The sequence below is a fragment of the Streptomyces sp. NPDC002838 genome, from assembly GCF_040295365.1.
Classification (GTDB): domain Bacteria; phylum Actinomycetota; class Actinomycetes; order Streptomycetales; family Streptomycetaceae; genus Streptomyces.
Window position 1 is genome coordinate 1 of sequence record NZ_JBEOVF010000019.1, and the last position, 11,889, is coordinate 11,889.

Genomic DNA, 11,889 nt, shown 5'->3' on the forward strand with positions numbered 1-11,889 from the left:
CCGGACAGGACGTAGCCGCTGGAGTTGCGGTGGTCGGCCGACGAGCTGCCGATCACCGCGCCCGTGCCGTCCCTGGTGCCGTCGGCGGTCTTCATGGCGATCTCGGCCTTGCCGTCGCCGTCGTAGTCGTACGCCTGGAACTGCGTGTAGTGGGCGCCGGAACGGATGTTGCGGCCCAGGTCGATGCGCCACAGGCGGGTGCCGTCGAGCTTGACTCCGTCGATGATCGTGTTGCCGGTGTAGCCGGACTGCGAGTTGTCCTTGGCGTTGGTGGGATACCACTTCAGCACGAAGTCCAGTTGTCCGTCGCCGTCGAGGTCGGCGACGGAGGCGTCGTTGGCCTCGTAGGTGTAGGCGACGCCGTCGGGGGTGGTGCCGCCGGCGGGCGCGCTGATGGGCACGTCCTTGTAGCCGGTGCGGAGTTGGACCGCGTGGACGGAGTCGGCCTGCTCCACGCCGCCGACGATGGCGCGGACGGTGTAGTCGGCGTGGGCGGGGGCGCCGGAGTGGAAGTAGTTCGTGGAGCCGGTGATGGGCGTGGAGTTGACCTTCGTGCCGGCCCGGTAGACGTTGAAGGAGACGTCGTTCGCGTCGGTGCCCAGCCAGCGCCAGCTGATCAGATTGCCGCTGTCGGTATGCACGCTGGCCACACCTCGGTCGAGCTTCTCGACCTGGCGGGCGGTGGCGGCCTCGGCGCTGTCGGTGACGAGGGTGGTGAGTCCGGCGCCGACAAGGGCCGCGGCGGCGGTGGCCGCCGCGAGGACGACTCGGCGTCTGCGGTGCTTGCGCTTGTGCGGGTGCGGGTTCTGCACGGGGGGGGGACCTCCTGGGAGGACGGGCTGATTCCGTTCCTCCTCAGTCGCCGCCGTGCGCCTGGGGGTTGCCGTATCTCTCGGCCAATTCGGCGACCGTCCGGGCGAGTTTGGCGCGCAGCTCGGGTGGGGCGAGCACCTCGATGTCGGTGCCCAGACACAGGAACTCGGCGTGGGCGTGGTCGACGGACTCGATGGGGACGGTGGCCAGGGTCCAGCCGTCGTCGTCCGTCTGTCCGTCGACCTTCGTCGGCCTGGTGAGCGTCACGCCCGGCGCCAGACGCACCACCGCCTCGCCCTGGTACAGCCGGTCGTGGAAGTCGCGCTGGTACGCCGTCCAGTACGCGGCCAGGTCGAAGTCGTCGGGGCGGGTGAACTCCTCGTCGGAGGTGGTGAGTTCGAGGATCTGGTCGACGCGGAAGGTCCGCGGGCCCGGCGCCGCGACGACGTACCAGCGGCCCGCCTTGAGGACCAGTCCGTAGGGCTCCAGGCGGCGCTCCACGTCGGTAGGTGTACGCCAACGACGGTATACGATATGCAGGATTCTGTTGTTCCATACCGCGTCAGCGACCGCCGACAGGTACGGCGTCTCGTCCGCGTCCGCGTACCAGCCAGGGGCGTCGAGGTGAAAGCGGCCGCTGATCCGGTCGGCGTGGGCGCGCAGCTGTGGGGGCAGGGCGGCTCGGACCTTGAGCTGGGCAGCGGCCAGGACGGAGCCGAGGCCGAGATCGGAGGCGGGGCCGGGAACCCCGGCGAGGAAGAGGGCCTCCGCCTCACCCACGGTCAGGCCGGTCAGGCGCGTGCGGTAGCCGTCCAGGAGACGGTATCCGCCGGCGTGGCCCGCGTCGCCGTACAGCGGGACGCCTGCGGCGCCGAGCGCCTCCATGTCGCGGTAGACCGTGCGGACGGAGACCTCCAGTTCCTCGGCGAGCTGGGCGGCGGTCATCCGGCCGCGGGTCTGGAGCAGCAGGAGGATGGACACCAGTCGGCTGGACTTCACTGACACATGATGGCAGTGAAGCGGTTCTAGCGTCCCGCCCATGACATCCATGGCCTTCAGCAAGAGATTCAGCGAGAAACTGCTGACCGTGCCGCCGCCGATCGAGGTGGCGGGGCGGCACATCAAGCGCTACCACGTCACCGCGGACCCGGCGGGCATCGCGCCCGAGGTGGAAAAGGCGGCGTACGAGATCCTCCCGGAGCTGCTGCCGGAGCCGGACGGCACACCGCCCGCCACCTTCGTCGTACTGCACCGGGGCGGTGACGACGGCGCGTACCTCAATGCGTACAGCTGGGTGTGGGACAACGTCCTGCACTTCAAGGGCGCCGCGGCGGGCCAGCCGGTCCTCGGCTGCCCGGACAACGACCCCACGCACTTCATCACGCCCGACCTGCCATGGATCGGCTGTGTCTGGGAACTGCCGCCGATCCTGCACGAGCGGGACGCCTGGATACGGCACCTCCTGGCACCCGAAGTCCCCGATCTGCGGGCCTACTTGACCGACTGTCTGTCCGAGGGAACGACTGGAGACCGCTCATGAGCAGCCCGCACGACTTCGACTTCTTCCACGGCGAGTGGGAGGTCCACCACCGCCGCCGCACCGACTTCCTCGACCCGGACAGCGGGTGGGAGGAGTTCGAGGCGACAGACCGCTGCTGGAGCCTGTTCGACGGGGCCGCGAACGTCGACGAGCTGGACGTGCCGAGCCAGGGGTGGAAGGGGCTGACCCTGCGCCTCTTCGACCGGGAGACCGAACGGTGGTCGCTGAACTGGTCCTCCAGCCGCACCGGAAAGCTGTTCCCGCCGGTCGTCGGCCGCTTCGACGGCGACCGCGGCGAGTTCTACGGCGATGACACGCACGACGGGAAGGACGTGCGGGTGCGGTTCGTGTGGTCGGGGATCTCCGACACCACTGCTCGTTGGGAACAGGCCTTCTCGGTGGACGGCGGGGACACCTGGGTGACCAACTGGGTCATGGACTTCAGCCGGCCTTCCGGAACGCCAGCACCGTAAATACGGGGTCGGCGCGCGGCCGGTCCTGGTCGGGTAGGGTCTCCAGCCGCGCGGCGAACCGTTCGGCGAGCGGATCGCCTGGCGGCAGCCGGGTGAACCAGCCGCGCCGCAGGTCCGCGATCGTGCTGCGAGGGCTGCGGCCCTGACCGCGACCGGGAAAACGGGCCTGCCCGGCCGGGGCCAGTCCCTGCGCGGCGGCGTACGACGTGACAGCCTCGGCGGCGTCCTGGGCGGGCCGGCGCGGGCGCGGGGCGAGTACGGCGTCGACGTCGCTGCCGACGTCGTGCGCGGCGGCCTTGTCGACGGTGGTGACGTACACGCCGCCGGGCCGCAGCACCCGGGCGCACTCGGCTATGACGACCCGGGTGTCGTCGCCGGTGTCGAGCAGGTGCAGCAGCCACACGCTGGTCACGGCGTCGAACGCCTGGTCGGGGAACGGCAGCCGACGGCTGTCCGCGAGGACGATCGCACCGGGCAGCCGTACGGCCGCCATCCGGGCCATCCCGGACGTCAGGTCCGCGCCCGTCACCCGCAGGGCGGGCCGGGCCGCCGCGAGCCGCCGGGTCACGATGCCGGTGCCGCAGGCGACGTCGAGGAGTCGGCGGGCGCCGGCCGGGATCAGTCCGAGCACGGCGTCCGCGGCCGCGGCGGCTCTGGGCTCGCCACCGCGGGTGGCGTCGTAGGCGTCGGCTTCCTTGTCGTAGTCGAGCACGTGCGTCAGTTCGCTCCGTGGCCCGGTGCCAGGTCCTCGACCCTGCGGGCGAGCTCGAAGTCCAGCTCGGTCACGGCCCCGCCCGCGCTGTGCGTGTTCACGGTCAGGGACACGGTGTTGTAGCCGAGGGTGAGGTCGGAGTGGTGGTCGAGCTCCTCCTGGACCTGGGCGATGTGGACGACCATCGCCGTGGCGGCGAAGTGGCTGCCGAGCCGGTAGGAGCGGGTCAGGCGGTCACCGTCGAGCGACCAGCCGGGCGACTCCGCGAGCCGGTCCTCGATCTCCTTCTGCGACAGCGGTTCGACGGGCATGACCTCGCTCCTTCCTGGATGCCGGGGTACCTCTTCAGCCTGCCACAGACGTGCTGCTTCGGGCCTGGTCAGGCGGGTTCCCGGGAGTCAGCCGCGGACACCCCCCAGAGGCGGGAACCCCAGGCCGCCAGGTCGTCGGCGAGCGCGGCGATCCGGTCACGGCCCTCGACCCGCTCGACCCACTCGTGCGGCAGACCGACGTCGCCGTGCAGAGCGCCGAGCAGGTTGCCGCAGATGGAGCCGGTGGAGTCGCTGTCGCCGGAGTGGTTGACGGACAGCAGCAGGGCCTCCTTGGCGCCGGGCTCGGCGAGCGCGCAGTAGACGCCGATGGCGAGGGCCTCCTCGGCGACCCAGCCGGCGCCGAGGGACTCGACCCTCTCCGCCGTCGGCGATCCCGCCGCGGCCAGATCGACGGCACGGCGCAGCGCGTTCGAGGTCTCCTCGTGGCCGGGGTGGCGCTCCAGCACCCGCAGCGCGCGCAGCACCGAGCCCTCCAGGGAGTCCCCGGCCACCACGTTCGCCACGATCGCGGCCAGCGCGCCCGCCGCGTAGTAACCGGTGGGGTGGCCGTGGGTGATCTGGGCGCCACGGGCGGCCATGGCGAAAGCCACGTCGGCGGGGTTGCACAGGCCGAAGGGAGCCGAGCGCATCACCGTGCCGCAGCCCTTGGAGTCGGGGTTGACCTGCCCCGGCTTGCCATCGAGTTCCAGCCACGGGTCGGGGGCATACATCTAGGCCACCCCGGAGAGGCAGGCGTTGCCCGGGGCACGGCGGGAGTACAGCCAGGCCTCGGTGATCAAGCCGCCGGACGGGGCGCCGCTCTCCGGCGGTGCGGCCTGCTCCGGGCCCGGCTTCGTCTGGGTCTCCAGCCACCGCTCGTACGCCCAGCGCAGCAGCAGGGCCCAGCCGCCGCCGACGCCCTCCTCCCGTTCCCGTGCGTGGGCCTGAATGAGGGCCTCGACGGTGAACAGGGTCATCTGCGTGTCGTCGCTGATCCGGCCCACCACGCCCCCGCCGCCGGGCACGAACCCGGTCACCGCGCTCGCCGTGGGTCGCGCGGATGCGGTCCAGGGAGGAGAACTCGATGGGGTAGCCGAGAGCGTCACCGATCGCCCCGCCCAGGAGGCAGCCGCGCACTCTGGCGCGGTACACCGCCGCGGTCTCCAAGGTCGGCTTCGACGGCAGGATCATGCAGGCTCCTCGACTTCAGTCGCTCGTTCTTCGGATACGGTCGTCCGCTCCGTGGATACGGTCACCCGCCACTCGGATACGGTCACCCGTTCCTTGCATACGGTCACCCGCCGCTCGGATATGGCCGCCCCTTCCGTGTATACGGTCACCCGCCGCTGGGATACAGTCGCCCGCCCTCGCGTCCGTCGTCCGTCCACCAGACACAGTCGCCCGTTCCTCGACTACGGTCATCCGTATGACCATTGTCGCGTCCGGTTCCGCCGTACCCGCCACCACCCCCGCCGACAAGGGTGTCGGCCCGCTGCTGCGAGCCTGGCGGGAGCAACGTCGGGTCAGTCAGCTGGAGTTGGCGCTGCGTGCGGACTCCTCGGCCCGGCACGTCAGCTTCATCGAGACGGGCCGTTCCCGGCCTAGCGAGGAGATGGTGCTGCGGCTGGCCGAGCACCTCGACGTCCCGGTCCGTGAGCGCAACGCGCTGCTGCTGGCCGCCGGTTACGCACCCCGCTACCCGGAGACCCCGCTGGACGACCCGGCGCTGGACGCCCTGCGCGAGGGCATGGAGCGTCTGATCCAGGGCTACGAGCCCTACCCGGCGCTCGTGGTCGACGCGATGTACAACGTCATCGCGGTCAACCAGGGCATCCAGATGCTGCTCGACGGCATCCCGGAGTCACTGCTCGCGCCCCCGCTGAACGCGATGCGGCTGACTCTCCACCCGGAGGGCCTCGCGCCGCGCATCCGCAACCTCCGTGAGTGGCGCGGGCATCTGCTCGCCCAGATGGAACGGCAGATCGCCCTGCGCCGCTCCGAGCCGCTGCGGGCACTGTACGAGGAAGTGACGGCGTACCCGGTCCCCGGGGCGGAAGACGACGGCCAACCGGCGCAGTCCGTCCCCTACTTCGCGCTGCCGATGCGGATCGAGCACGAGGGCCGGACGCTGTCCTTCATCTCGTCCATCTCCACCTTCAACACGCCCATGGACGTGACCGTCGCCGAGCTGGCCATCGAGACGCTGCTCCCGGCTGACCCCGCGACGGTCAAGTACCTTCATTCACTGCTTCCCTGACGGGCCTTCAGGGCCACGTACTGCAGCAGGGCGAACCCGGTGACGGTGAGCGCCTGCAGCACCGTCCACACGGCGCCCGCGGTGGTCGGTGACAGCCACAGCGCGAGGGCGACGAAACTGAGCGCCGACCAGGCGAGGTTGGCCTCGACCACGGCCCGTACCGGCAGCGCGGCCGGCCGGGGGCGGGCGGCGAGCAGGCCGACGGCCGCCGAGTACACCGCGAGGAACGCGCCGAGGGCGAGCAGCAGCCCGGATTCGGCCCCGAGGAAGCGGCCGAGCGGACCGGAGGCGGCGAGGTAGGCGAGGCCGTTCGCCCCGGTCACCACCGCGTCCAGGGCGAGGAAGCGCCGCAGCATGGTGTGCGGGTCGGAGGTCCGGGCGAGCGTGGCGAGCTGGGTCGCGGACATGACAAATCATCCTCCGTCGAGTCGGATTAACGGCGCCGATCCCGAATCCTGCATCTCGTATGCCAGGCGGATCCAGGATGCCGGATGCCGGATCTCGGATGCCGGATCCCGGATGCCGGATCCCGGATGCCGGATGCCGGATCCCGGGCCGGAGTGCGCCGGCCCGGAACCCGGTGCCACCACCATTTCGCCCCTCCGCCGCCACCGTCGATTACCTCCGAGGTAATGACCACCACCGCTCCCCCAAGACCGGTGTGAGACCAGTGAGACTCGGAGCGGAACATGACACACTGCACGCAAGCTTCGACGCGTAGGGGAGGCGTGGCGTGAGTGAGCGGCGTCCTGCGCCCACCGTGGGTCAGGTAGTGCTCGGTAAGCGCCTGCAGGAACTGCGGGAGGCGGCCGGCCTCAAACGCGAGGAGGCCGCGCAGGTGCTGCGGGTGGCCCCGGCGACCGTACGGCGGATGGAGATGGCCGAGGTCGCGCTGAAGATTCCGTATGTGCAGGTGCTGCTGGAGACGTACGGTGTCGGCGCGGACGAGACGGCCGCGTTCGTCGCGCTGGCCGAGGAGGCGAACCAGCCGGGCTGGTGGCAGCGGTTCCACGACGTGCTGCCGGACTGGTTCAGCCTGTACGTGAGTCTGGAGGGTGCCGCCCGGATCATCCGGTCGTACGAGCCGCACTTCGTGCCCGGGCTGCTGCAGACCGAGGCGTACGCGCGTGCCGTCATGGAGGCGGGGACGGTCGGGCAGACAGGCCCGGAGGCGATCGAGCGGCATGTGTCCTTGCGCATGGCCCGGCAGCAGCTGTTGGAGCGTGCGGACCCGCCCCACCTGTGGGTGATCATGGACGAGACGGTGCTGCGGCGTCCGGTGAGCATCGAAGGCGCGGTCATGCGCGACCAGTTGGACAAGCTCCTGGAGTTCGCCGAGCGGGACCGCATCACGCTCCAGGTCGCCGAGTTCTCGGAGGGCCCGCACCCGGGGACGTACGCGCCGTTCTCGCTGTTCCGGTTCGCGGAGCCGGAGCTGCCCGACCTGGTCTTCACGGAGTACCTGACCGGTGCCCTCTACCTCGACTCCCGCAAGGAGGTCGCCGCGCATCTGGAGGTCCTGGACCACATGTCGGCGCGCGCCGCGTCGGCCGAGCGCACCAAGGAACTGCTCCGGGAGCGCCGCGCGGGCTTCTGACGCACGTCCTCCTCAACACACGCACCTTCCACGCAGGTACTTCTGACACATGCATCTCTCACGCATGCACTTCCGGCACATGTGTCGAGCCCTTCCAGACCGAGGAGAAGACCCCGTATGACCGGATCCGAAGCCGCACCCCCCCGCCATCGACACCCGCCGACCGCATCCGGCCCGGGTGTACGACCGGTGGCTGGGCGGCAAGGACAACTATCCGGTGGACGAGGCGCCGGCCCGTAGGATCCTCGCCCTGGACGACACGGTGGTACGCGGGGCGCGCGCCAACCGGCGCTTCATGCACCGGGCCGTGCGCGCCGCCGCCGAGGCCGGATTACGCCAGTTCCTGGACATCGGTACGGGCATTCCCACCGAACCCAACCTCCACCAGGTCGCGCAGGGTATCGCCCCGGAGTCGAAGATCGTGTACGCGGACAACGACCCGATCGTCCTCCGGCATGCCGAGGCGCTGCTGCACAGCAGCGCCGAAGGGTCCACGACCTATGTGCACGCCGACGTCCGCGACCCCGACACGATCCTGCGTCTGGCCTCCGAGACCCTGGACTTCACGCGGCCCGTGGCCCTGTCCCTGGTCGCGCTCACCCACTACCTGAGCGACGAGCCGGACGGCGACGACGCGTACGGCCTGCTCAAGCGCTACGTCTCCGAGCTCGCCGCCGGCAGTTACGTGATCCTGTCGCAGGTCACCCCCGATCTGAGCCCCGAGGCCATTGAGAAGGCCGCCGACCGGTTCCGGCGGAGCGGCACCCCGTTCTTTCCCCGTTCGCTCGCCGAGTTCTCGCGCTTCTTCGACGGCCTGGAGCTCCTCGGGCCGGGCGTGATCCCGGTCTCCGGGTGGCGGCCCGAGCCCGAGGACGTGGCGGCGCAGGCGGAGGGCATCGTGCCCGTGTACGCGGGGATCGCCCGCAAGCCCTGACCTGTACGGGTCGTACGTACGACCCGTACATACGACCCGTACAGGTGCCGGCGCCAAGCGCCGTCAACGCCGCCCTGCTGGAACCTCAGCCGCCCTGCTGGAAGCTTTGCGTGGCGGCGCCGGTGCCGTTGAAGCCTTCCGCGCTGCTCCCGTCCTGGCCGTCCGTGCTGCCGTCCTGGAATCCGTCTGCGCTGTCACCCTCCTGCTGTCCGGCTGGGGCCGCAGCGGCAGTGTTCGGGTCCACATTGCCGTCCGACGCGTACGCGGTCCCCTGCGCCGCCGCGCCCGCCAGGAGCGCTCCCGCCGCGAGAGCCGCCGCGCGTGCAAGCCACGTCGTCCTGTTGCTACCCATGTCGTACTCCCTCTGGTGAGGTCAATTCCGCTGACTCCAGCAGGTTTAGCCTCACCAGAGGCCCGTACATACCGAATCCTCCCACCTTCACCCAAACGGCATGAATGGGGACGAAGAGGTAGATTTCAGGCGGCCCCGCCCTTCGAATCCTTCTCGTCGTCGACGATCTCCGCGTCCACCACGCCCTCCTCGTCCGGCGCGCTCTGCTGGTCGGAGGCATGGCCGGACGTGCCCTGTGCGTCGGTCGCACCGCCGGAGGCGGACGCGGAGGCGTACATCGCCTGGCCCATCTTCTGGCTGACGGTGGCGAGTTTCTCGACGCCCGTGCGCAGGGCGGCCGTCTCGGCCTTCTGGTCCAGCAGCTGCTTCAGTTCCGTGGCCGCCGACTCCACTTCCGTCCTGGTGTCGGCCGGGATCTTGTCGTCGTTGTCGCGGAGGAACTTCTCGGTCTGGTAGACGAGTTGCTCGGCCTGGTTGCGGGTCTCGGCCGCTTCCCGGCGTTTGCGGTCCTCCTCGGCGTACTGCTCGGCCTCCCGCATCATGCGGTCGATGTCCTCCTTGGGGAGGGCGGAGCCGCCGGTCACGGTCATCTTCTGCTCGCGCCCCGTCGCCAGATCCTTCGCGGAGACGTGCATGATGCCGTTCGCGTCGATGTCGAAGGCCACCTCGATCTGCGGCACTCCCCGGGGCGCGGGCGGCAGGCCGGTGAGGTCGAAGACGCCGAGCTTCTTGTTGTAGGCGGCGATCTCGCGTTCACCCTGGTAGACCTGGATGCCGACCGAGGGCTGGTTGTCGGCGGCGGTGCTGAAGATCTCCGAACGGCGGGTGGGGATCGTGGTGTTGCGTTCGATGAGCTTGGTCATGATGCCGCCCTTGGTCTCGATGCCCAGGGACAGCGGGGTGACGTCGAGCAGGAGGACGTCCTTGACGTCGCCGCGGATGACGCCCGCCTGGAGGGCCGCGCCGACGGCCACGACCTCGTCGGGGTTGACGCCCTTGTGCGGGTCCTTGCCGGTGAGTTCCTTGACCAGGTCGGTGACGGCGGGCATCCGGGTGGAACCGCCGACGAGGATGACGTGGTCGATCACGGAGAGCTTGATGCCGGCGTCCTTGACCGCCTGGTGGAAGGGGGTCTTGCAGCGGTCGAGGAGGTCGGCGGTGAGCTCCTGGAACTGGGCGCGGGTCAGCTTCTCGTCGAGGTGGAGGGGACCCTCGGCGGAGGCGGTGATGTAGGGAAGGTTGATCGTCGTCTCCGACGAGCTGGACAGCTCGATCTTGGCCTTCTCGGCGCCCTCGCGCAGCCGCTGCACGGCCATCTTGTCGTTGCCGAGATCGATGCCGTACTGGCCCTTGAACTTCTTGATCAGATGCTCGACGATCCGCTGGTCCCAGTCGTCGCCGCCGAGGTGGGTGTCGCCGTTGGTGGCCTTGACCTCGATGACGCCGTCACCGATCTCCAGCAGCGACACGTCGAAGGTGCCGCCGCCGAGGTCGAAGACGAGGACGGTCTGCTCCTCTCCCCGGTCGAGGCCGTAGGCGAGGGCGGCGGCGGTCGGCTCGTTGATGATCCTGAGGACCTTCAGGCCGGCGATCTCCCCGGCCTCCTTCGTCGCCTGCCGCTGGGCGTCGTCGAAGTAGGCGGGGACGGTGACCACGGCGTCCGTGACGTCCTCGCCGAGGTAGGACTCCGCGTCCCGCTTCAGCTTCTGCAGCACGCGCGCGGACAGCTCCTGCGCCCGGTAGCGGGTGCCGTCGATCGTGCCCTGATCGGGGAAACGCCAGTTCCCGTCACCCATGTGCCGCTTCACGGAGCGGGCGGTGCGCTCGATGTTCGTCACGGCCTGCCGTTTGGCGACCTCACCGACGAGCACCTCGCCGTTCTTGGCGAAGGCCACGACCGACGGTGTGGTCCTGGCCCCCTCCGCGTTCGCGACGACGGTGGGCTCGCCGCCCTCCAGGACGGCCACCACCGAGTTCGTCGTCCCCAGATCGATTCCGACCGCACGTCCCATCGCTGACCCCTTCTTCCGCCAGGGATTCCTCCGCCAGGAAGCCTCACGCACTCCAGCCCAAAACTTGAGTGGCCCGTTGTCAAGAGGGTTGCCAGCGGGTGGCTCTTTCTCACTGACCGACTCTCGTCAAGGGGACGGGTACCCCAGTGGGCGCTCGTCGTGCCGCCCGCCCCGCAGGGCGACGGCCCGCCGGGGGCGGTCGGTGATCAGCACGTCCACCCGGGGGTCGGCGAGGAACACCTGCATCGGGATGTCGTCGTTGACCGTCCACACCATGGTGAACAGTCCGTGCCGGGCGGCCTCGCGCAGCACTCCCGCGCGGGCCAGCCGCTGGTGCACGGCGACCCCGCTGGCACCGCAGGCACGCACCCGCCGCATGGGCAGCAGCTCGCTCAGCCGGGTGCCCGCCAGGCGTGCCGAGCCGATCTCCTTGCGGTCGCGGCCCAGGGACAGGGCGGTGCGTACGGCGGGGTACGCCTGGGTGATCGCGGCGACGGAACGGTCCTCCAGGGTCGTGGCCACGAAACCGTCCGCGCCGAGCAGGACGATCGCCCGGTCGATCACGTCGCGCTCGTAGCCCACTTCCTTCAGGTCCAAGTGCCCCACGAGCTTCCCGGCGATCAGGGCCATGACCTCGTCGACGACGGGCACGGCGTATCCGGCGCGCTCGTTCAGTTCGGCGTGGGTGATCCGGGACAACGGCGGGCCGGTGTGCGCCACCCGGGGGTCGTGGTAGACGACGAGGACGCCGTCGGCGGTGCGCCGGATGTCGAACTCGACGTACTCCGCGCCGGACAGGATGGCGTCCTCGTACGCCTCCCAGGTGGCGGAGCCGGCTCGTTCGGATCCTCCCCGGTGGGCGGAGACGGCGGGTCGTCGCGGCATCGT

The 11,889-nt window shown here is 70.3% G+C and carries 12 protein-coding genes and 2 pseudogenes; 5 read left to right on the forward strand and 9 right to left on the reverse strand.

Going from position 1 to position 11,889, the window contains the following annotated elements; translation table 11 throughout:
- Both ABT063_RS23665 and ABT063_RS23670 read right to left on the reverse strand, forming a co-directional pair.
- Positions 1-812: rhamnogalacturonan lyase family protein (locus ABT063_RS23665; protein ID WP_502990873.1), on the reverse strand; the 812-nt coding region annotated here is incomplete at its 3' end.
- A 43-nt stretch (positions 813-855) separates the two neighbouring features.
- Entirely contained in the window at positions 856-1,812 is a 957-nt protein-coding gene (locus ABT063_RS23670) for a helix-turn-helix transcriptional regulator (protein WP_351059649.1), read from the reverse strand.
- A gap of 40 nt (positions 1,813-1,852) precedes the next feature.
- On the opposite strand from ABT063_RS23670, the gene ABT063_RS23675 reads away from it, so the two are divergent.
- Together ABT063_RS23675 and ABT063_RS23680 are read left to right on the forward strand one after the other, a co-directional pair.
- Entirely contained in the window at positions 1,853-2,353 is a 501-nt protein-coding gene (locus tag ABT063_RS23675; RefSeq protein WP_351059652.1) for a hypothetical protein, read from the forward strand.
- Positions 2,350-2,826, forward strand: a complete 477-nt coding sequence (locus tag ABT063_RS23680; RefSeq protein ID WP_351059654.1) for a hypothetical protein — start codon at positions 2,350-2,352, stop codon at positions 2,824-2,826. Before ABT063_RS23675 ends, ABT063_RS23680 begins: the two co-directional genes overlap by 4 nt.
- Here ABT063_RS23680 and ABT063_RS23685 read toward each other — a convergent pair.
- The 3 genes and pseudogenes from ABT063_RS23685 to ABT063_RS23695 form a co-directional block, all read right to left on the reverse strand.
- The gene (locus ABT063_RS23685; protein ID WP_351059657.1) at positions 2,795-3,538 is read right to left on the reverse strand and encodes a class I SAM-dependent methyltransferase; all 744 of its coding nucleotides are present in this window, start codon (positions 3,536-3,538) and stop codon (positions 2,795-2,797) included. The genes ABT063_RS23680 and ABT063_RS23685 overlap by 32 nt on opposite strands.
- A gap of 5 nt (positions 3,539-3,543) precedes the next feature.
- Positions 3,544-3,849, reverse strand: a complete 306-nt coding sequence (locus ABT063_RS23690; RefSeq protein WP_351059659.1) for a 4a-hydroxytetrahydrobiopterin dehydratase — start codon at positions 3,847-3,849, stop codon at positions 3,544-3,546.
- A gap of 68 nt (positions 3,850-3,917) precedes the next feature.
- Positions 3,918-5,040 (reverse strand): annotated as a pseudogene (locus tag ABT063_RS23695) (ADP-ribosylglycohydrolase family protein).
- Positions 5,041-5,275: 235 nt separating this feature from the next.
- Here ABT063_RS23695 and ABT063_RS23700 point away from each other — a divergent pair.
- Positions 5,276-6,106 (forward strand): helix-turn-helix domain-containing protein, encoded by an 831-nt coding sequence (locus ABT063_RS23700; protein ID WP_351059662.1) that lies wholly within the window; start codon positions 5,276-5,278, stop codon positions 6,104-6,106.
- Here the strand turns inward: ABT063_RS23700 and ABT063_RS23705 are convergent.
- On the reverse strand, positions 6,088-6,513 hold the full coding sequence (locus ABT063_RS23705) for a hypothetical protein (RefSeq protein WP_351059665.1): 426 nt from the start codon (positions 6,511-6,513) through the stop codon (positions 6,088-6,090). The genes ABT063_RS23700 and ABT063_RS23705 overlap by 19 nt on opposite strands.
- Positions 6,514-6,839: 326 nt before the next feature.
- Here ABT063_RS23705 and ABT063_RS23710 point away from each other — a divergent pair, with 326 nt between their 5' ends.
- Positions 6,840-7,703, forward strand: a complete 864-nt coding sequence (locus ABT063_RS23710; RefSeq protein ID WP_351059668.1) for a Sco1979 family transcriptional regulator — start codon at positions 6,840-6,842, stop codon at positions 7,701-7,703.
- Positions 7,704-7,820: 117 nt separating this feature from the next.
- Positions 7,821-8,637 (forward strand): annotated as a pseudogene (locus ABT063_RS23715) (SAM-dependent methyltransferase).
- Positions 8,638-8,722: 85 nt separating this feature from the next.
- Here the strand turns inward: ABT063_RS23715 and ABT063_RS23720 are convergent.
- From ABT063_RS23720 to ABT063_RS23730, 3 genes are all read right to left on the reverse strand, one after another.
- Positions 8,723-8,989: a hypothetical protein gene (locus ABT063_RS23720; protein WP_351059671.1), complete on the reverse strand. Its 267-nt coding sequence runs from the start codon at positions 8,987-8,989 to the stop codon at positions 8,723-8,725.
- A gap of 125 nt (positions 8,990-9,114) precedes the next feature.
- A complete protein-coding gene (gene dnaK, locus ABT063_RS23725) occupies positions 9,115-11,001 on the reverse strand; it encodes a molecular chaperone DnaK (RefSeq protein WP_351059674.1) in 1,887 nt (628 codons plus the stop codon).
- Between the two features lie 126 nt (positions 11,002-11,127).
- Complete coding sequence (locus tag ABT063_RS23730) at positions 11,128-11,886, reverse strand: glycerophosphodiester phosphodiesterase family protein (RefSeq protein WP_351059677.1); 759 nt, start codon at positions 11,884-11,886, stop codon at positions 11,128-11,130.
- Positions 11,887-11,889: the final 3 nt, after the last annotated feature.